General features: G+C 61.3%; 17 protein-coding genes. 9 read left to right on the top strand and 8 right to left on the bottom strand.

Annotation, left to right across the window (positions count from 1 at the left end; genetic code table 11):
- Window positions 1-7: 7 nt before the first annotated feature.
- The 4 genes from OC446_RS05615 to OC446_RS05600 form a co-directional block, all read right to left on the bottom strand.
- On the bottom strand, window positions 8-691 hold the full coding sequence (locus OC446_RS05615; RefSeq protein ID WP_262028069.1) for an amino acid ABC transporter permease: 684 nt from the start codon (window positions 689-691) through the stop codon (window positions 8-10).
- A 16-nt stretch (window positions 692-707) separates the two neighbouring features.
- Complete coding sequence (locus tag OC446_RS05610) at window positions 708-1613, bottom strand: NAD(P)-dependent oxidoreductase (protein WP_262028068.1); 906 nt, start codon at window positions 1611-1613, stop codon at window positions 708-710.
- A gap of 26 nt (window positions 1614-1639) precedes the next feature.
- Window positions 1640-2386, bottom strand: coding sequence for a FadR/GntR family transcriptional regulator (locus OC446_RS05605; RefSeq protein WP_262028067.1), 747 nt, complete (start codon window positions 2384-2386; stop codon window positions 1640-1642).
- A 468-nt stretch (window positions 2387-2854) separates the two neighbouring features.
- A complete protein-coding gene (locus OC446_RS05600; protein WP_262028066.1) occupies window positions 2855-4054 on the bottom strand; it encodes an IS256 family transposase in 1200 nt (399 codons plus the stop codon).
- 564 nt (window positions 4055-4618) lie between these two features.
- On the opposite strand from OC446_RS05600, the gene OC446_RS05595 reads away from it, so the two are divergent.
- From OC446_RS05595 to OC446_RS05585, 3 genes are read left to right on the top strand one after another with little or no spacing between them, the layout of a single operon-like run.
- Window positions 4619-4975 (top strand): hypothetical protein, encoded by a 357-nt coding sequence (locus OC446_RS05595; RefSeq protein ID WP_262028065.1) that lies wholly within the window; start codon window positions 4619-4621, stop codon window positions 4973-4975.
- Entirely contained in the window at window positions 4972-5247 is a 276-nt protein-coding gene (locus OC446_RS05590) for a hypothetical protein (protein WP_262028064.1), read from the top strand. Before OC446_RS05595 ends, OC446_RS05590 begins: the two co-directional genes overlap by 4 nt.
- Window positions 5238-5474: a hypothetical protein gene (locus OC446_RS05585; RefSeq protein ID WP_262028063.1), complete on the top strand. Its 237-nt coding sequence runs from the start codon at window positions 5238-5240 to the stop codon at window positions 5472-5474. The genes OC446_RS05590 and OC446_RS05585 overlap by 10 nt, the downstream gene beginning before the upstream one ends.
- A 148-nt stretch (window positions 5475-5622) precedes the next feature.
- Here the strand turns inward: OC446_RS05585 and OC446_RS05580 are convergent, their stop codons facing one another.
- Both OC446_RS05580 and OC446_RS05575 read right to left on the bottom strand, forming a co-directional pair.
- Complete coding sequence (locus tag OC446_RS05580) at window positions 5623-6603, bottom strand: ABC transporter substrate-binding protein (protein WP_262028062.1); 981 nt, start codon at window positions 6601-6603, stop codon at window positions 5623-5625.
- Window positions 6604-6772: 169 nt separating this feature from the next.
- Window positions 6773-8518: a cache domain-containing protein gene (locus OC446_RS05575; RefSeq protein WP_262028061.1), complete on the bottom strand. Its 1746-nt coding sequence runs from the start codon at window positions 8516-8518 to the stop codon at window positions 6773-6775.
- A 1064-nt stretch (window positions 8519-9582) separates the two neighbouring features.
- Here OC446_RS05575 and OC446_RS05565 point away from each other — a divergent pair.
- Both OC446_RS05565 and OC446_RS05560 read left to right on the top strand, forming a co-directional pair.
- On the top strand, window positions 9583-10881 hold the full coding sequence (locus tag OC446_RS05565) for a selenium-binding family protein (RefSeq protein WP_262028060.1): 1299 nt from the start codon (window positions 9583-9585) through the stop codon (window positions 10879-10881).
- A gap of 69 nt (window positions 10882-10950) precedes the next feature.
- The gene (locus OC446_RS05560; RefSeq protein ID WP_262028059.1) at window positions 10951-11682 is read left to right on the top strand and encodes an SCO family protein; all 732 of its coding nucleotides are present in this window, start codon (window positions 10951-10953) and stop codon (window positions 11680-11682) included.
- 634 nt (window positions 11683-12316) lie between these two features.
- On the opposite strand, the gene OC446_RS05555 is transcribed toward OC446_RS05560, so the two are convergent.
- Window positions 12317-13183 carry a LysR family transcriptional regulator gene (locus tag OC446_RS05555; RefSeq protein ID WP_262028058.1) on the bottom strand — a complete coding sequence of 289 codons (867 nt, stop codon included), beginning with the start codon at window positions 13181-13183 and terminating at the stop codon, window positions 12317-12319.
- Window positions 13184-13291: 108 nt separating this feature from the next.
- Between OC446_RS05555 and OC446_RS05550 the strand changes: the two genes are divergently transcribed.
- The 4 genes from OC446_RS05550 to OC446_RS05535 all read left to right on the top strand — a co-directional run bounded on the left by OC446_RS05550 (window position 13292) and on the right by OC446_RS05535 (window position 16411).
- Window positions 13292-14296, top strand: a complete 1005-nt coding sequence (locus tag OC446_RS05550; RefSeq protein ID WP_262028057.1) for a zinc-dependent alcohol dehydrogenase family protein — start codon at window positions 13292-13294, stop codon at window positions 14294-14296.
- A gap of 339 nt (window positions 14297-14635) precedes the next feature.
- A complete protein-coding gene (locus OC446_RS05545) occupies window positions 14636-15013 on the top strand; it encodes a DUF302 domain-containing protein (protein ID WP_262028056.1) in 378 nt (125 codons plus the stop codon).
- A gap of 40 nt (window positions 15014-15053) precedes the next feature.
- Window positions 15054-15353, top strand: a complete 300-nt coding sequence (locus OC446_RS05540; RefSeq protein ID WP_262028055.1) for a tautomerase family protein — start codon at window positions 15054-15056, stop codon at window positions 15351-15353.
- A 509-nt stretch (window positions 15354-15862) separates the two neighbouring features.
- Window positions 15863-16411 carry a helix-turn-helix transcriptional regulator gene (locus OC446_RS05535; RefSeq protein ID WP_262028054.1) on the top strand — a complete coding sequence of 183 codons (549 nt, stop codon included), beginning with the start codon at window positions 15863-15865 and terminating at the stop codon, window positions 16409-16411.
- 121 nt (window positions 16412-16532) lie between these two features.
- Here the strand turns inward: OC446_RS05535 and OC446_RS05530 are convergent, their stop codons facing one another.
- Entirely contained in the window at window positions 16533-17432 is a 900-nt protein-coding gene (locus tag OC446_RS05530; RefSeq protein ID WP_262028053.1) for a LysR family transcriptional regulator, read from the bottom strand.
- Between the last annotated feature and the right edge of the window lie 84 nt (window positions 17433-17516).

The following is a 17516-nucleotide window of genomic DNA, read 5'->3' as shown; positions in this document are numbered from 1 at the left end:
CTCCTCCTCACAAAGGGGTGCCGAGGCGTCTGCGACGCGGGAAGATGACAAGCCCGAGCAGCCAGAACCCGGCGCGCATGACAAGCGATAGAACGATGTAGACGAGCGCGACCAGAATATAGGTCTCGAAGGCTCGATAGGTGTCGGACTGCACGTAGTTTGCGACGGCCGTCAGTTCCTCGGCCGAGATCTGAGACGTGACCGACGAGGCCAGCATCAGCAGCACGAACTGGCTTGTCAGCGACGGGTACACCTTCTCGATGGCCGGCCACATGACCACGTGCCAGTAGATCTGCGCGCGGGACAGGGCGAGGCCTTCCGCGGCCTCAATCTGTCCACGAGGGATCGAGTCGAAGCCCGCGCGGATGATCTCGGTCGTGTAGGCCCCGACATTGATCGTCAGAGCCGCCGCCGCAACAGCGAAGGCGGAGAACTTCAGCCCAAGGCTGGCAAGGCCGAAATAGACGAGGAAGATCTGGACCAGAAGCGGCGTGTTGCGGATCGCCTCGACATAGATGCCGCAGATCCGCGAGACGACGGGATGATGGCTGCGCCGGCCGATGGCGCCGAGAACGCCGATGACCGTGCCGAGCAGAGTCGCGATGAAGGCGAGTTGAAGGGTGAGCAGCGCCCCGTCGAGGAAGGCCGGCCATCGCTCAAGGATGGTGGCGAAGTCCAGATTGAGGTTCATTCCAGTGCGTCCCTCGTCACCCGGTCGCCTGGTTCGTCATCCGGTCATAGACGCGGAAGAGAGCCTGGTTGCCGTTCGTGCCTTCGCCATGTGCGCGCGCCTCGACGTACTGGCTCGTCACCAGCGCGGTTCCCGGCAGCGGGACGGACAGGGAGAGCGCCTGCTCCTGCACGAGACGCAGGTCCTTGAGCATCAGGTCGATGCGAAAGCCCGCGGAGGCATCGCCGGCGATCATCGCGGGGCCGAGCTTGTCGAGCATCCAGGATGCGGCCGAACCGCCGAGGAGCACGGTGCGGAGCGTGTCGAGGTCCACGCCGGAGGCGCGGCCGAGCGCCAGCGCCTCGCAAATGGCCTGGATGTTCATGGCGCAGACGAGCTGATTGCAGAGCTTGACCGTCTGACCGGCTCCCGCCTCGCCCACATGGGTGATCGTCGTGCCCATGGCACGGAAATACGGCTCGGCCGACCAGAAGGCGTCTTTGTCGCCGCCGGCCATGATCGAAAGAGAAGCGCTCTTCGCGCCGACCGGGCCACCGGACACGGGCGCATCGAGGAAGGCAATGCCTTTGGACTGAAGATCGGCATGCATGCGCCGGACTGCGACGGGCGAGATCGTGCTCATGTCGACGAAGAGACACCCGCGCGGTGGCAACGCCAGAAGGCCTTCTTCGCCATAGACGACTTCTTCGACCTGCGGCGTGTCGGGAAGCATGGAAATGACGATGTCCGCATCGGTCGTAGCATCCGCCAAGCTTTCGGCGCCGATGACACCATGGCGGAGAAGATCGTCCACGGCTTCCTTCCGGACGTCGTAGGCATGGACCGTGTAGCCTACCTTGAGCAGGTTGAGGGCCATCTCCCGCCCCATGGTGCCCAGGCCGACAAAGCCGACTGTTCCTTTGCGGACGTTGTTCTCCGTCACGGCGTCTCTCCCTTATCGTTGTTCCGTCACGAGGCGCTTTGCGTCTTGCCGATGGCTGCGCGACGGCGGAAATCGTCACCTATCGCGAAATGCTCGCGCATGACTTTTTCCGCATGTTCCGGATCGCGCGCCACGATCGCATCGAAGATGCGGCGGTGATCCTCGATCAGGTAGGTCTTCATCGTGTCGAAGACCTGGAGCAACTCTCGCCGCGTCCGATGCGAGCGCATCAGGATACCCGACATGGAATCGTGAAGGACGATGAGCGTCTCGGACTTTCCTGCCGTGACGACCGCGCGATGGAACTCGAAATCTGCCGCGCTGCCAGCATCTGCGTCGTCGATTGTCTCGGCGATCCGAGTGAGGGCGAGCTGAAGCTTCTCGAAATCGGAGACGGTGGCACGCTCGGCGGCCAATCGGACGGCCTGGCATTCGATGGCGATGCGCGCCTGCATCACGTCATCGATGACCTCCGATTGCTGCGCGAAGGCGAAGGTGAAGAAATCGTTGAGAACGGAAAGGTCGGGACGGCGGACGATCGTACCGACACGGTCGCGGATCTCGACGACCCCGAGCACGGTCAGGGCACGCAAAGCCTCACGCAGGATCGGTCGGCTGACGCCGAGCTGCGCAGCGAGATCGCGTTCAGGGATGAGCCGGTCGCCCGGTCGCAATGAGCCTGCGAGCAAGCGTTCGCGCAGGAAGGCGAAAACTTTCTCGAACCCTTTGCCGCCACTCTCCCTAAGCCGCGTGATTTCAAGATCACCGGTCATTCCTTTTACCTTGGTCAGACCAAAATACATACCACGCTTGTCCAGTCAAGCGTGACATGCCGTTGGGTTAGGTCAGTGGGCCATGGGCTGAGTTCCAGAGAGGTGTGGGTGGAGTGGGTTTACGCCTTAATGCCGGACTTGGCTCAACGATGCGACGCCACAGCGCGATGGGCTGAGCTCGCCTGAATGCGTTCGGCGGATGCCAGATTGCACCATGGCGCTAAGAGATGTGACGGCTTGCCGCTGAAGTTGCCCGGATCAGGAGTTCGAGTCCCAAAGGCGGTTCCCTGAACCGGTTTGGGTAGCGGCCGCGGGCAGCGTTCCGAGCATTCTGCTGGAGGTGGCGGCAACGGGCTCTGGGGCGAGGATACGGTCGGCGAGATGATGGCCGGCGTCGAGCGGATCGTGTCCCTTAGCGTGGTGTAACTGACGGCGGATCACCACGATCACCGGCCAGAGCCGGGATGATCAGATCGCCACGGCAGGCAAGCTGACCAGCAGATCATCGCTCATCGGCGCCACGGTTTCCAGCGTCAGATAGCGCGCCCGCTGCACCGCCCCTTCGTCGTTCTGCTCCAGCAGGATCGCGCCCACCAGCCGCCGGATCGCCGCCTCGTTCGGGAAGATGCCCAGCACGTCCGTGCGGCGCTTGATCTCGCCGTTGAGTCGCTTGAGCGGGTTGGTTGAATGCCGCGTGGTCCGGTGCGGCGGCGGAAAGCCCATGTAGGCCAGCACATCCGTCTCGGCTTCATCCATCAGGGCTGACAGCTTCGGCAACTTGAGGCGGAGTTGGTCAGCGACTTGCCGCCACTGCTGTCGAGCCGCCTCGGGCGTGTTCTGGGCAAAAGCCGTGGCCATGAAGGCTGACACCACCCGCCGGCCGCTCTTGCCTGCATGCGCCAGGGCATTCCTTATGAAGTGCACCCGGCACCTCTGCCAGGTAGCGCTCAGCACCTTGGGCACGGCGGCCTTGATCTCTTCATCGGCGTCCGAGATCACCAGCTTCACACCGCGCAAGCCGCGCCGGGTGAGCGTTCGCAGAAGCGCGGTCCAGAAGGTTTCCGCCTCCGAAGGGCCGATGTCCAGGCCCAGCACCTCACGCCGGCCGTCGCTGTTGACGCCCACCGCCACAATCACCGCCACCGACACGATGCGGCCGTTCTGGCGCACCTTCACGTAGGTGGCATCGATCCACAGGTAGGGCCACTCGCCCTCGATCGGCCGCTCCAGGAAGGCGTTCACGCGCTCATCGATCTCCTCGTACAAGCGGCTGACCTGACTTTTAGAAATGCCGGTCATGCAGAGTGCCTTGACGAGATCATCGACCGAGCGGGTCGAGATACCCTGGATGTAGCCCTCCTGGATCACGGTGGTGAGCGCCTTCTCGGCCATGCGGCGCGGCTCGAGAAAGCCCGGGAAGTAGGAACTGGTGCGCAGCTTGGGGATGCGCAGTTCGACCGTGCCGGCGCGGGTATGCCAGTTGCGCTCACGGTAGCCGTTGCGCTGGGCGAGGCACTCCGGGCTCTTCTCGCCATAGGCAGCGCCGGTGAGGGTGCCGACCTCCAACTCCATCAGGTGTTCGGCCGCAAAGCTGATCATCTCGCGCAGCAGATCGGCGTCAGGGGTCTTCTCGACCAGGCTCTTGAGGTCCATCATGGGATTGGTCATCGGGGGGTCTCACGGGTGCAGCTGGATGTCGCAACCCAACCCTAACCGGAAATCGCCGATGACCACCCGCCCAGCGCCCGGCCCGCTACGGCGCTATTGAGGGCGCGAGGACCGACCTCTGGGCTCCCGTCGAGCTACACCACGCCTTGGGACTTATCCCAGCAGCCCCTTCATACACCAGCCTGGCGAAGGATAAGGCTGGGCGGCAACTGATCGAATTCGGCGATTACTTGTTGCTTCCTCCCGCGACATAGGGCTAGCGCGGATCCGCCCTGATACGTTAACTAATGCGTAGATCGGAAGACCTACCCTTGGCCTTACGCGCCATGGCTAAACTTGCCGCTTCCGCTCCAGTCGCACTCCCAGGTAGATTTGCAAACCTACGACTTAGAAAGGTCAGTCAGAAGGGATAGCGAAACGCGCTATGGCTAAGGCTAAACTCACAGAGCAGCAATGGCAGGAGCTTGGCGAGCAATGGTGCGCCGGCGTCTCGGTTAGTCCGCTTTCCAAGAAGTATGGCGTCTCCCGCAAGGCCATCGATAACGCCGCCAGACGCATCGGTAGGTGAAAGCCCCAATTTTGCAAGAAGCCATAGCCGCTTCAACACGTGGTAAGGTGCAGGTGGTGCGACGTGCGATCGATACTGCGACTCGAAATGCGACCATCGACCGAATTGCAGGTGACCGCGCCTCGCTGATCATAGCGCATCAGACCGCACGGGACGGCATCTACGAGCTGCGCCAGGATGCTTTTAGGCTGCTGCGCGGTGAGCCTACGCGCCTTGTCACTAGGCCCTTGGAGCATGACGTTAAGGACGCAAGCGGCAGGATTATCGAGCAGACGCAGGTGATGACGCTGTCCCGGCGCATCAACCTGGCGAGCAAGCTGATAGTGATTTCGAAACTGACGCTCGAGCGATGATGACCGCCCCGGAAGGCGAGCGCCGGGTCTGGATATTTGATTACAAGATGCAGCAGGAAACCAACGCGGTCGATGACGCCGAGCTGCGCCGTCGCAATCAGCTGATCGACTCGATCCGCGAATTCGCTAGCAAGATGGCGCAGATCCAGGCGGCGCAGGTATCTCTGCCGATATCTGGTTTACCGCCAACCCTCGCCGCCGCCGATAATCGATGGAGAGGTGTCATAACGGGCGATTGCCAGAACTTGGGACGAACTTATGCATGGAGGTGACACGCTGGACATTAGTAAAAATTGCCTCGACCATTCCACAAACGAAAATTGCGTGGCGGACATCAAGCTTAGGAAAATCGAAGGTCAGCTTGGGACGCCCAAATCGCACATTCCAGATCAATCAGGCAATTTCTGAATCTGACCCGGAGCTGACGGTCGCAAATTTCGGCCACTACTGGCAAGTGAATAGAGGCAAGAACTTATTCTTATCTCCAGGATCGCCTTGAGCGGCGACCTTAACGCGATCCCGCTCGAGCGCTCAGGTCGACCTGCTTGAGACTCCATTAGTAAGGATCCTGGGAAACCTGTCCGTGAGGCTGCATCGCAATGCGCGCAGTCACCCCCAAAGCGTCAGCTGGAAATCGAAGAGGGACGTCATTCAATGACTGTATCGGCCCCGCTGATCAGAGACGACGGGACTGCGATGCTGAGTGCGGTTGCGGTTTTGAGATTGATCGCCAACTCGACCTTCGTCACGAGCTGCACCGGTAAATTGGACGGTTTTTCGCCGTTCAGTACCTGCCCGGCATAGCTGCCGGCACGATGGTGGGATTGCGCGAAGTCGCCGCCATAACTCATCAGGCCGCCTGCCATGGGAAAGTCGCGGGACTGCGTGACGGCGGGCATGGAATAGCGGAAGCACAGATCGGCAAGCTGAGTGCTTCGGAAGGCGAAGTAGGGATCCGATGTGAAGACGATCCCTCCTGCCTGTTCTCGGGTGGCGGCCAGGAATATCGCTTCGAACTCGCCTTCGGTGCTGGCATTCATGACATGGAGCCGAACGCCGAGAGCCTCGGCCGCCGTCTGGAGGTTACGCACCTGTGATCCTGAGGTTGGGCTGGTCGGATTGACGGCAACGCCGAAGGACGACACAGCAGGACGCAGGTCATGCATGAATTCCAGCCTCTTGCGTGATACTTCCACGCTCAAACTCGACACGCCTGTGAGATTGCCTCCCGGCCGCGACAGGCTGTCGACCACGCCAAGCGCGACAGGGTCACCTCCCATTTCAAAGATGATGGTGATCGACTTCGTCGCGGCTTTCGCAGCGAGCGCGGCAGGGGCGCCGCCGGACGCGACGAGGACGGCGACCTGTCTGCTGGCAAGATCGGCCGCCAGTGCGGGCAACCGGTCGTACCGGCCTTCCGCCCATCGGTACTCGATTTCTACATTGCGGCCCTCGACATAGCCGGCATCGGCAAGGCCTTGCCGGAATGCCTTGAGGCGACTGTCGAACGGTCCAGGCGATTCCGGCGCCAGATAGCCTATAACAGGTATGGCTGGTGATTGCGCACGCACCGGAAGCGTCCATGCCGCCGCGCTGCCGAGCCATGCGAGGGCGTCCCGCCGTCTCACCGCACCGGCCTCCGGGTGTGAAGGTAGCGGACATAGGCTAGATAGGATTTTGCTCCAGGCGCTGTCATTCAGTCATCCTGCGTGTTCAGGGGCATCCGACGACTTGGCGCCATTATAGCCCCAACACCAGTGTCAACAAACCAGTTTGAGCGACCTTGGGTAGGAGAGATCAAGACGCCTCAGGCCGCTCGGCGACAGCCACACGGTACACTAGGAACTCTTTGTCGTATCCCTTGATCAGACGCATGCCGACCGGTTGCACATGGCGCCTGTCCCTAACCGCTTCCGCAACCGTCGCATCCGCGAGGATCTCGCGATCCAGGGCCGACGCGCACAAGCGGGCGGCGAGATTTACGACGCTGCCGATGGCCGTATAGTCAAACCGGCTCTCATAACCAATCCGCCCGACCGTGGCCGGTCCCATGGCAAGTCCCATCCCGAATCCGATCCGGTAGCCTCGCTCTTGCCAGCCGACGATGAGCTTCTGCACGCTCACCTGCATATCCACCGCGAGATCGACAGCACGCAGGGCCGGCTCGTCGACGGAAACAGGGGCGTTGATCAGCAACATCAGGCCATCGCCCGAAAAGCTGGTGAGAGTGGCCGCATACCTTGTGATGATCCGGCCCAAAGCATCATAGTACTCCGACAGGACGTACATCACTTCTTCGGGAGTCGCTCTTGCCGAAAATGCCGTGAAGCCCCTCAAATCGCAGAAGACGGTTACCACTTCGGTGCGTCGGCCTTCCAGCACGTCGTCGTCGCCTGTGCGGTCAACCAGTTCCGCCACCTGAGGCGCCAAAAACCGCTTGAGTTTGGCAATCCGCTCCTGACGTTCCTGCGACTCTGCGAGTCCCGCCGCCATTGCGTTGAAGCTTTCGGCAAGCCGCTGAAGTTCGTCTCCTGTCCCAATGTCGATCCGGTGGCTGAACTGTCCGGCACCGATGCGCTCGGTGCCTTTCTCGAGCAGATGTATCGGTTGGGTCATCCGGCTGGCCAGCACATAGGCTAGCAGGCCCGCGAAAGCGGCACCGGCGATAAGAAGCCAGCCCGTCCTCCACAGTGCTGCATAAATCGGTTTGAAGGCTTCGGAGAGAGGCTGCTCGACCACAACGGTCCAATCTGGCCCGGTTACGGGTGCAGCGGCGACCGCAACGTCGGTGCCTTCTGCATTCCGACTCGTCGCCACGTCCGGGCCGGTCCGCCTGGCAGCCTCAAGGATCTCTCGAAAAGGCGCGATCGTGGTCTCATCGGTACCCCGCAGCATAAGACTGATGTCCGGATGGGCCACGAGCCGCCCCTGTTCATCGAGCACGAAGGCGTGGCCCGTCTGTCCGAACTTGATAGCCGCGATCACATCCCAGATCAGCTTTAGGTTCACCTCGGCGACAACCAGGCCGACGGAGGGCCGGTTGCCGGACATCGCGATCGTCATATAGGGCTCTGAGTCCCGATAATAATTCACCTTGCTGTACCAGATCCCGGCCGATCGGGCTCCTGCAACCGCCACATCGGCGGAGCGGTTCACCCGGCTCTCATTCCGGTTCAGGCCTATACGTGATATATACAGACGTTCCCGGCCATTGCCGTCGAGCAGGGTGAGGCTGACGATAGCCGGCACCTGTCGCAGCAGACGCAGGGAGTCGATGCGCCGCCTCTCGTCTGGTTCTTCAGTCCAGGGGAGTTGAACCAGCCAGCCCAGCTGATTGGTAAGGCCGTCGACGAAGCCCTGGATCTTGGCTCCCGCTGACCTCGCTTCGACACCCAGAAGCTGCTCGAGCCTCGTTCGTTGATCGCGATAGCCGAGCCAAGCCTCACTGATGCCATTGGTTGCAAGCGGGATGACTACGGCCAGAAACAACACGAAGAAGTATTTCTGAAACAGACCCTGGAATCGGAGATGCTTCCCGGCCATGTTCCATGCGCCTCAGCCGGTTTCGCCGAAGAGCTGCGGGGCCCGCAACGCTGGCATCACGTCATGGCGCGTTAAAGCGGAGGGCGAATAGATCATCGAGATCCCCAGGCCAGCAGCCGTCGTATTTCAGCGATTATGGAGCCAGGGGCGGCACGACGCCAGAGATCTGCCACGCTGGAGTGCAACTTTTCCTTGCCCTCGGCTCCTCGATCCGGCGCGGAGCTCTGGCGCCCGATCGCACAATTCGGATATCGTCGGAGCTGCGCCCCCGTCGTTGACGGCCTTGCCTGCAACGAGCTCCTGGAGCCTCCATAATCCCCTATCATGGATGCCATGCTGCTCAAGGTGGGTGACGGTATTACAGACATAACGGCCAGCGGTCATGCATACCGCACCAGCAGCTCAAACACACAGCCGCACCGACCAGTCTGGCAGAAACGTTCAACAGGTCCCTTGCCAACGGCGAGCCGTCCACACATGGCACTCTTGAGACGTCAGCGCCGGGTTCGCTTCAACGCTCAAGGGCCGACATTCGTTGAGCTGCTGGATGGTGAAGGTTTCACCCACTCTGGACGTTCGCGAGCAGATGAATTTTCATCAACGCATGATCGCATTGGCTGACCCTTGCTCTAGCGAGCGCGGAGGACAGGCGCCTCAAGGTCTTCATGTCGGTATCCGGCAGCAGGAACATGGCCGTCTGAACCATGCACAGACCTCGAGAGGTTGCGTACAAATCCTACGCCCGCTCCTAAGGTGTGATCAAGCGCACCGCTCAGCAACGGGTAAGAGCCCATAATACAAAGCCGAGTTGATCGGATCGACTTGAGAAGCGGAGCAGTAGAAAGGCGCTCCCATGCATGCCCCAGGAGCATCTCACCGGCTGCCTCAATGTCCGACCACTTCTCGCATAATATTCTGGTGAGCGGCACACTACGGCCTGCTCGTCGGCATAGAGCGCTTGGGATCACACGACCCCGTGCGTGCAACCGACCATCCATATTGAGGAGGGAGCGATGACGAGGATCTTGGTTCTGTCGTTACCATTATCGGTCCGGCGAAACCGGATGCGTCGGGTTCTGCTGAGTACGGCCGCCCTCGTCTGGGCATGGCTCGCCGGTCAGCCAGTTCAAGCTGACGAGACCTGCCAGTCTCCGTACATGGCCAAGATCGCCGGCGAGGAGGAATTCGTCTATGTCTGGACCCTCGGGGTCGAGGGGGTCGGCGACGGGCAGGACAAGGTGGTCACCGTCGACGTCCGCAAGGACTCGCCGACCTTCGGCAAGGTGATCGACTCGGACTCGGTCGGCGGGCGCGGCGAGGCCCACCACGGCGGGCTGACGGACGACCGCCGCTACTTCTGGGTTGCAGGCTTGGCCGACAGCAAGATCCACATCTTTGACGTGGCGACGGACCCGGCCAATCCGAAGCTGGTCAAGACGATTGACGACTTCGTTGAAAAGAGCGGGGGCGTAGTCGGCGCGCATGGCGCCTATGCCCTGCCGGGGCGCATGCTGATCCCGGGGCTGTCGAACAAGAACCACGACGGGCGTACCGGACTGGTCGAGTACACCAATGACGGGCAGTATATCACCACGCACTGGCTACCGACTGCAGAGAATACCCAAGGCGCGGTCGTCGAGAGGGTTGCCGACGGCTACGGCTACGACGCTCGGGTCCTTCCGCGCAAGAACGTCATGCTCACCTCGTCCTTTACTGGCTTCAGCAACTACATGCGCCCCCTCGGCGAGGTGGTGAAGGATGAGGAGGCGATGAAGCACTTCGGTCAGACCATGGTTCTGTGGGACTTCCATGCCCGCACGCCGAAGAAGGTGTTCAACGTTCCGGGCGCGCCGCTGGAGATCCGCTGGGCCTGGGGCCCTCATAACAACTACGCCTTCACCTCGACGGCTCTCACCTCTAAGCTGTGGCTCGTCTACGAGGACGCGGACGGCGACTGGAAGGCGGAAGCCGTGGCGGACGTGGGCGATCCGGCCAAGCTGCCGGTTCCCGTTGACATCAGCCTGAGCGCCGACGACAGGACGCTGTTCGTCGACAGCTTCATGGACGGCATGACCCGGGTCTTTGACGTCTCTGACCCCCACAAGCCGAAGCAGATCTACGAGAGGAAGATTGGCGGAGGGGTCAACATGGTCTCGCAGAGCTGGGACGGAAAGCGCCTCTATTACACCAGCTCGCTTCTCTCAAACTGGGACAAGACGGGCGCTGACGGCGAACAGTTCCTGAAGGCCTACACCTGGGACGGAAAGGAGCTGGCGCCGCGCTTCGAGGTCGATTTCATGCACGAGGGATTGGGGCGCCCGCACATGATGACGTTCGGCTCCTCGAAGCTCTACGCGAGCTGACGATCCCCAGGCGGGCGCCCGAGGGCTCCCGCCTGTTCCCCGCGAGGGGAGGAATCCGGGAGGAATCCGATGTCGAGCCTTGCCATCATCCGTCTCATTCTGGCCGCCCTGCTCTGCGGAGCGTCGTTTACAGCCCCAGCCCATGATCGGCACGAGCGCGCCCCCGACGTGGGGCAGCCGACCGGCCCGAGCACCGGCTACGCCTTTGCATTGCCGAAGCCTGGAAGCTACCGGCTTCCGGCCATCCGACCCGCGGCCGGGGGGAGTGTCCTGGATGAGACGGGGCGAGAACATGATCTGACCGACCTCCTTCAGGGGCGGATCACCGTCCTGGCTTTCATGTACACGCGCTGCGGGGACGTCTGCCCGACCGCGGCATTGCAGTTGTCTCTTCTGCAAGACCTCGCAGCCAAGGACGCACGGTTGGCCCAGCGTATGCATCTGGTCTCGATGAGCTTTGATCCAGACCTTGATACACCAAGCGTCCTTGCTGAGTATGCGGCGGCTTGGCGGTCCGATGAAACTGGTGCTCCCGAATGGCTCTTCCTCACGGCCCCCGACCACTCGGCACTCGCGCCTGTGCTCGCCGCCTACGGGCAAGTTGTCAGCGCTAAGCCCAATCCCGACGCAGCGGGCGGGCCGCTGTACCACATTTTCCGCGCCTTCCTGATCGATGCCTCGGGCCAGATCCGCAACATCTACAGCCTGGACTTCCTCGACCCGGATCTGGTGCTCACTGACATCAAAACCCTGCTCCTCGATCAGGAGCAGGACCAACATACGGCCGGCTCCGCTCCTTAAGCTAGGCACTACCGCTTCACATGAGGAGAACATCATGTTGAACTTTAGCCCGTATCGGCGGGCCGCGAGCCTGATTCAGCGTCGGACGTAACCAGCCGTGACCTCGTTCTTATAGCGGCGAAGGCAACTGGGACCTCAGCCTTCTCGCGTTTCGGGACCTTGAGGACGTCCAGGGTCCCTTCGAGTTCAGCAGCCACATCATCGAATTCTGCGGGGGAGATCTGGAGGTTGCGGCGCGCCTCCCCAGGCCGAGCAGTTTCGCGCCGGCTTGGTGGCCGTGAACTAGGACGGCCCACCTGCAGCGTTGCAGACCCACAGCGTCCGCATGAACTTGGGGCCGGGCAGCCGATCCAGGTGCTTCGTGTGCCATTCCCGCAACTTCGGGTCCTTGGACTTCTCTGGCCGACGATGGGGTTCTTTACAACGGCGTCGCTGAAGTGATCTAGCGCCGCCGCGATGGCGAAGACACCCCGAACCGTTTGTACAGACTTTTCTCAGGTGCAGTTTTCTCGGGCTCGGCTCGCTTGGCTTGGGCGTACGCAGCACCCGCCTTGGCCAAATCCACAGGAGCGGCGATCAGCACAAGCCCTAAGACCGCTCGTCGTCATGTGAGAAACCGAATCTGAACGAGGCACTAGCCTCTGGTACTCGTGTCGGCCAGCTTTTCGATGACGAGATCGAGAAGTGCCCGGAGCCGGGCTAACCGTCTCATGTCCCGGTGGTAGCCAACCCAGGTGTCGCGGTCGGGAGGCTCTTCACCGAGGTCGATGCGCTCCACTCCGTGGAGCGCATCCCCCAATGGTCGCGGCAGGACGGCGACACCAGCGCCATGGACGCACATCTGCCCCTGCACGTCCCTGTTGTTGCTCCGTGAGACGATGTGAGCATTCGGAAGCATTCGCTTTAACCAGACCGCATCCGGCAGGGTCGCTAACGCTGAATCCATGGTGATCAGTGGCGTGCCGATCCCGTCGCCAGCACGTGGGTGCTCCAAGCCCGATTTGATATAGGCACCATACGGAATGCGCAGGAGGCGGCGGGAGATAACATCCGGATCATCGAATGGCCGGATCCGGAATGCCATGTCGGCATCCCGCCGCACTAAGCTGAGGTGTTGTGCGCTCGTCACTAACTCGACGACAACACGTGGGTGCAAGCGGGCGAACTGGGCCAGGATCGGTGTCAGCATATGGGTCCCGAACCAGTCCGAGGACGAGACGCGGATGGCGCCTTCGAGCTGCTGATCCTGACCTGAAAGCTGGCGCTGGATGGCCAGCACCTCTTCCTCGATCCGTTCGGCGTGAGAGAGCATCGCACTACCCTCATCCGTTAGGATGAAGCCGTCACCTGTGCGTTGAAACAGCGTGTGGCCGACATCCAGCTCCAGTGCACGCAGTCGCCTGCCCATCGTTGGCTGGCTCTGCCCGAGCTTACGCGCCGCTGCCCCGAGAGTACCCTCGCGGGCAATGGCCAGAAAGATGCGTAGGTCGCTCCACTCCACGGGCGCTCTCCTGCTCATTCATTTATGAATGAATCGCGTGCATCATTGTCGGTTTCCAAACAAGAACATTGCGCTCACCTTGTGGCCGGAAAGCAGAAGGAGCAATTCATGTCCACAGCAAACGTGATGACGGCCGCGGTACTCGATACCCATGGGGCTTCTTTCCGTGTGGAGGCCGTCGCCCGTCCAGAACCAAGAGCCGGCCAGGTTCTCGTTCGGATTATGGCCAGCGGTGTCAATCCGCTCGATACCAAAATTCATGCGGGCCAAGCCGCTCACGCCCGCCACCCGTTGCCGGCCATACTGGGGATCGACCTCGCGGGTGTCGTCGAGGCGGTTGGTCCCGGTGTTACTGAATTCCGACGGGGTGACGAAGTTTATGGCATGACCGGCGGTGTCGGCGGCCACCAAGGGTCGCTTGCGGAATTTGCGGCGGTTGATGCTGACCTGCTTGCGCCCAAGCCTGCGAACCTGACTATGCGGGAAGCCGCAGCGTTGCCGTTGATCTTCATCACGGCGTGGGAGGGGCTTGTCGACCGGGCCAACGTGCAGGCCGGGCAGAAAGTTCTGATTCAGGGAGGTGCTGGCGGCGTTGGTCATATCGCGGTCCAGATTGCTCATGCTCGCGGTGCCGAGGTGTTCGCAACAGATTCTGGAGCCAACAGTCCCTACATCGAGCAACTCGGGGCTGTCCCAATCAACTATCATGCGATGTCCGTCGAGGACTACGTCGCCGCATACACGAACGGGAAAGGCTTCGATATCATTCTGGATACCGTGGGCGGTTCCACGCTGGATGCATCCTTCCAAGCCATCCGCCGGTTCGGACATGTTGTGAGCATTCTGGGATGGGGTACGCATTCCTTGGCTCCGCTGTCCTTTCGTGCTGCAACCTATTCCGGCGTGTTCACATTGCTTCCTCTGCTGACCGGCGAAGGAAGAAGTCATCATGGTGAGATCATGCGTCAGGCAACCCAATTGGCAGAGGCAGGCAAGCTCGCCCCCCGTGTCGATCAACGCCACTTCACCCTGGAATCGGTGGGTGAAGCCTATCAGGCCATTCGAGATCGCGACGCAAGCGGCAAGCTGATCGTCAATATCGCGGACAAGTGAGATTCGAAACCGACCGCTATGGATTCGAAAGGCCGCCGTTTAGCGGCCTTTATAGCTCTTCGACACCGACGAGATGCTCTCCAGTAAGCGGCGGGTGCTTGGGCGTGCAAATTCGCAAAACCAATGCGTTGCGGCAAGACGCTCCCGGCTAAGGCATGCAATCATGCCGCTATTGCAGGTCCGCGGATGACTCGAGGCACCTCAAAGGCTCAGTTCAGAATCATGGGCTGGGAGCAATCCGGTGCCTCGAACAGCCCTGACTGCGGTCGGAATCAAGCCCCTGACGACGGCTGTGGTGCTGAACTGCTCTTCGATCGGCGGAGCCCTGCGGAGGATGCCGTGAGACTCGAAAGCCCTTATTCATTCGCCGACACTCTGATCCGGTTGCAATCAACGCTTGAGAGCAAAAACCTGAGGGTATTTGTGACAATCGACCATCGTGCGGCTGCCCGCTCGGTCGGACTAGACCTGCCTCCAACGACCGTCGTCGTGTATGGCAACCCAAAAGGAGGGACACCGCTGATGCTCGCAGCGCCGGACTTCGCCCTCGAACTCCCCCTCCGCGTTCTGGTTCGAGAGGACCGGCAAGGGAGGGTTTACGTGACCTACAATCCGTCAACAGCGCTCGAGGGCAAGCATGGCCTGCCGAGAGGCATGGCCGAGCGACTCGCGTCAGCGGAAACCGTCATCGCTGACGCTCTCGCAGCACCAACCTGACAGAATTGAGCAGGCAACCCCCAAAGCAAGGATGGATCCCATGCCTTTCGTGAATGTGAAGCTCGTCGAGGGCGTCTTTTCAACCGAGGAAAAACATGAGATGGCCAAGGCTCTGACCGACGTCATGGTCCGCTTTGAGGGGTCCGAGGCCTTCCGTGAAGTCGTGTGGGTCTTGATTGAAGAGTTGCATCCGGATGGCTGGCACATCGGCGGCCGGCCCTTTGCTGGCCCAAAGTCCCTTATGGAGTCCTTAGAGCGCTCAAAAAGCATCGTCGAGTCGATCGACGGCCGCCCGACCACTCGTGCCGAGTTTACCAAGGCAGCGCCCGTGCGCATCTGACCTGCTCTCATGGGAGCAGCCTTCCTTCCGGTAGCGTAACGCTGGCAACTGGCCACCGCAGCGATTGGCCATTGCCACGCCGCCGTGCGAGGTCATACGGCTGAGTGTATCAATCGCGGTCCCTGGACCCTCACTGATCATGATGTCTTTGCGCTTGAAGCCTACACTCTGGGGCTCCAGCGCATTGTGGCTAAGCACGCCGGACCCGGCAAAGCGCCTGGCGAAGATCTGGCTGCATCATGACCAATACCTAGGTATAAGGCCGATTGCGCCTATTGCTAACAGACGCGTCCTCCAGAGTAACAGATCGACCGCTTCGTCGGAGCTAACGTCAGGTCCTCGGGCCCAAGACGATCCGCTACGAAGGAGACGTTTCGATGCTTGTGAGTCAGCGCGCGCAGACCGAGTCCCTCTCAGTCCGACATTACGGGGCGCAAAGGTCGGAGGCTCTACCGCTGGAAGCGGAGCCGCCGATCGCCGGACCCATAGGGGAGAAACTTCTCAGGCAATTGACGCTCGCCCTGGAGCAAGCCCATGCATCGGATTGCACGCTGAAGGCGATCCTGGCTGATGCGATCCAGATGGTGCTTGGGTCTTCAGAGACCCGATCTCACGACAATGCCGCGCATCCATCAACAGACCTTGGTGGGAAAGGGCTCTCAAAATGGCGTTTGAGCCGCGTGGACCGGTATATTCGTGAGCATCTGCACAGGAACATCACCCTTCCGGAACTCGCCTTGGCGGCCGGCCTGAGCCGGATGCATTTCGCCAAGCAGTTCAAGGCCGCTATGGGCCGGCGTCCGCATGACTACGTGCTTGGCAAAAGGATCGAGTTGGCCAAATCTCTGATGCTCAACCCGGACGTTCCGCTCGTCGACGTCGCCATGAACTCTGGGTTCCAGAGCCAGTCGCACTTCACAACCGTCTTCAGGCGGCTCGTGGGTGAGACGCCTCACAGATGGCGTTGTGCAAGAACAGCGGTTCCGCAAGGCGCCGCATCCGATCGTGTGGTTCCGTTCAGCAGCCGTGACCACCGGTCAGACCTGGAGCGTTCCTGACTGACCAAGCAGGGACTTGGCTGCAACCAATGAGGGTAGCACCCGCGCGGCATTCCTCTGCAACCGGGCTCGCTGGCGCTTCCTGACCTGGGTAGCTTCCGGGTTGCAGGGAGAGGACCGATCAACGTCGTGAGACAGCCTCCCTGATGATTCCGATGAACGCCCGTAAGCCGGCCGGCACGTGCCGGTGACCTGGGTAATAGAGCGAAAGGCCAGGGAACGGCGGCGTCCAGTCCTCAAGGACTCGGATCAGTCGCCCTGACGAAATCTCATGGGATACGGACCATTCGTTGACATAAGCCAACCCGGCACCTTCCCGGGCGGCTTCGATCCAGAGCTCGTAATGATCGAGGGTGAGCGCCCCTTTCACGTCAACCACCATCTGTTCGCCCCGCTTCTCAAACTCCCACTTGAGCATAGCACCGCTCGGCAGGCGGCCACGGATGCATTCGTGCGCGACAAGATCCCCAGGCGTTTTTGGACGTGCGTGGCTGTCGAAGTAGACTGGGGATCCGACCACGGCATATCGCTGCTCCGGCCCACAGGGAATCGCGATCATGTCCTGCGGCACTGCCTCAGCCAAGCGGATCCCGGCGTCGAACCCCTCGGCGACGATGTCGACCAGACGGCCCTGGGTCACGAGGTCGACGTGCATCTGCGGGTAACGCCGCATGAACTCGAGCACGATAGGGGTCAGGAGCTGCCGGGCGGCTCCTTCCGACATGTTGAGCCGCAGGGTGCCGGCGGGGCTGTCCCGAAACACGTTTGTCGCGTCGATGGCTTCCGCGATCTCGCGCAGTGCCGGCCCGACCTTGGCCAGGAACTGTTCACCGGCCTCCGTGAGCGACACACTCCGGGTCGTACGATTGAACAGCCGGACACCCATCCGCTGCTCCAACGCCGCAATGGCGTGGCTCAGAGCCGACGGCGACATCCCAAGCTCCGTCGCCGCAGCCCGGAAGCTGCGATGGGAGGCGACCGCGACAACAGCATTCAGCTCGACCAGACCAGTGCGCGGCATTGTTCGATTTCCTGCATCGCCTCATGCGAACTTATCCTGCTTATCGCATGAGTGGGAGGGATTTAGCTATGCACCAGGCTTCGG

Origin of the sequence: Microvirga sp. Mcv34, assembly GCF_024519725.1 — a bacterium.
Classification (GTDB): domain Bacteria; phylum Pseudomonadota; class Alphaproteobacteria; order Rhizobiales; family Beijerinckiaceae; genus Microvirga.
Note: the sequence above shows the minus strand (reverse complement) of the source record. Positions and strands in the feature narration are given on the sequence as shown.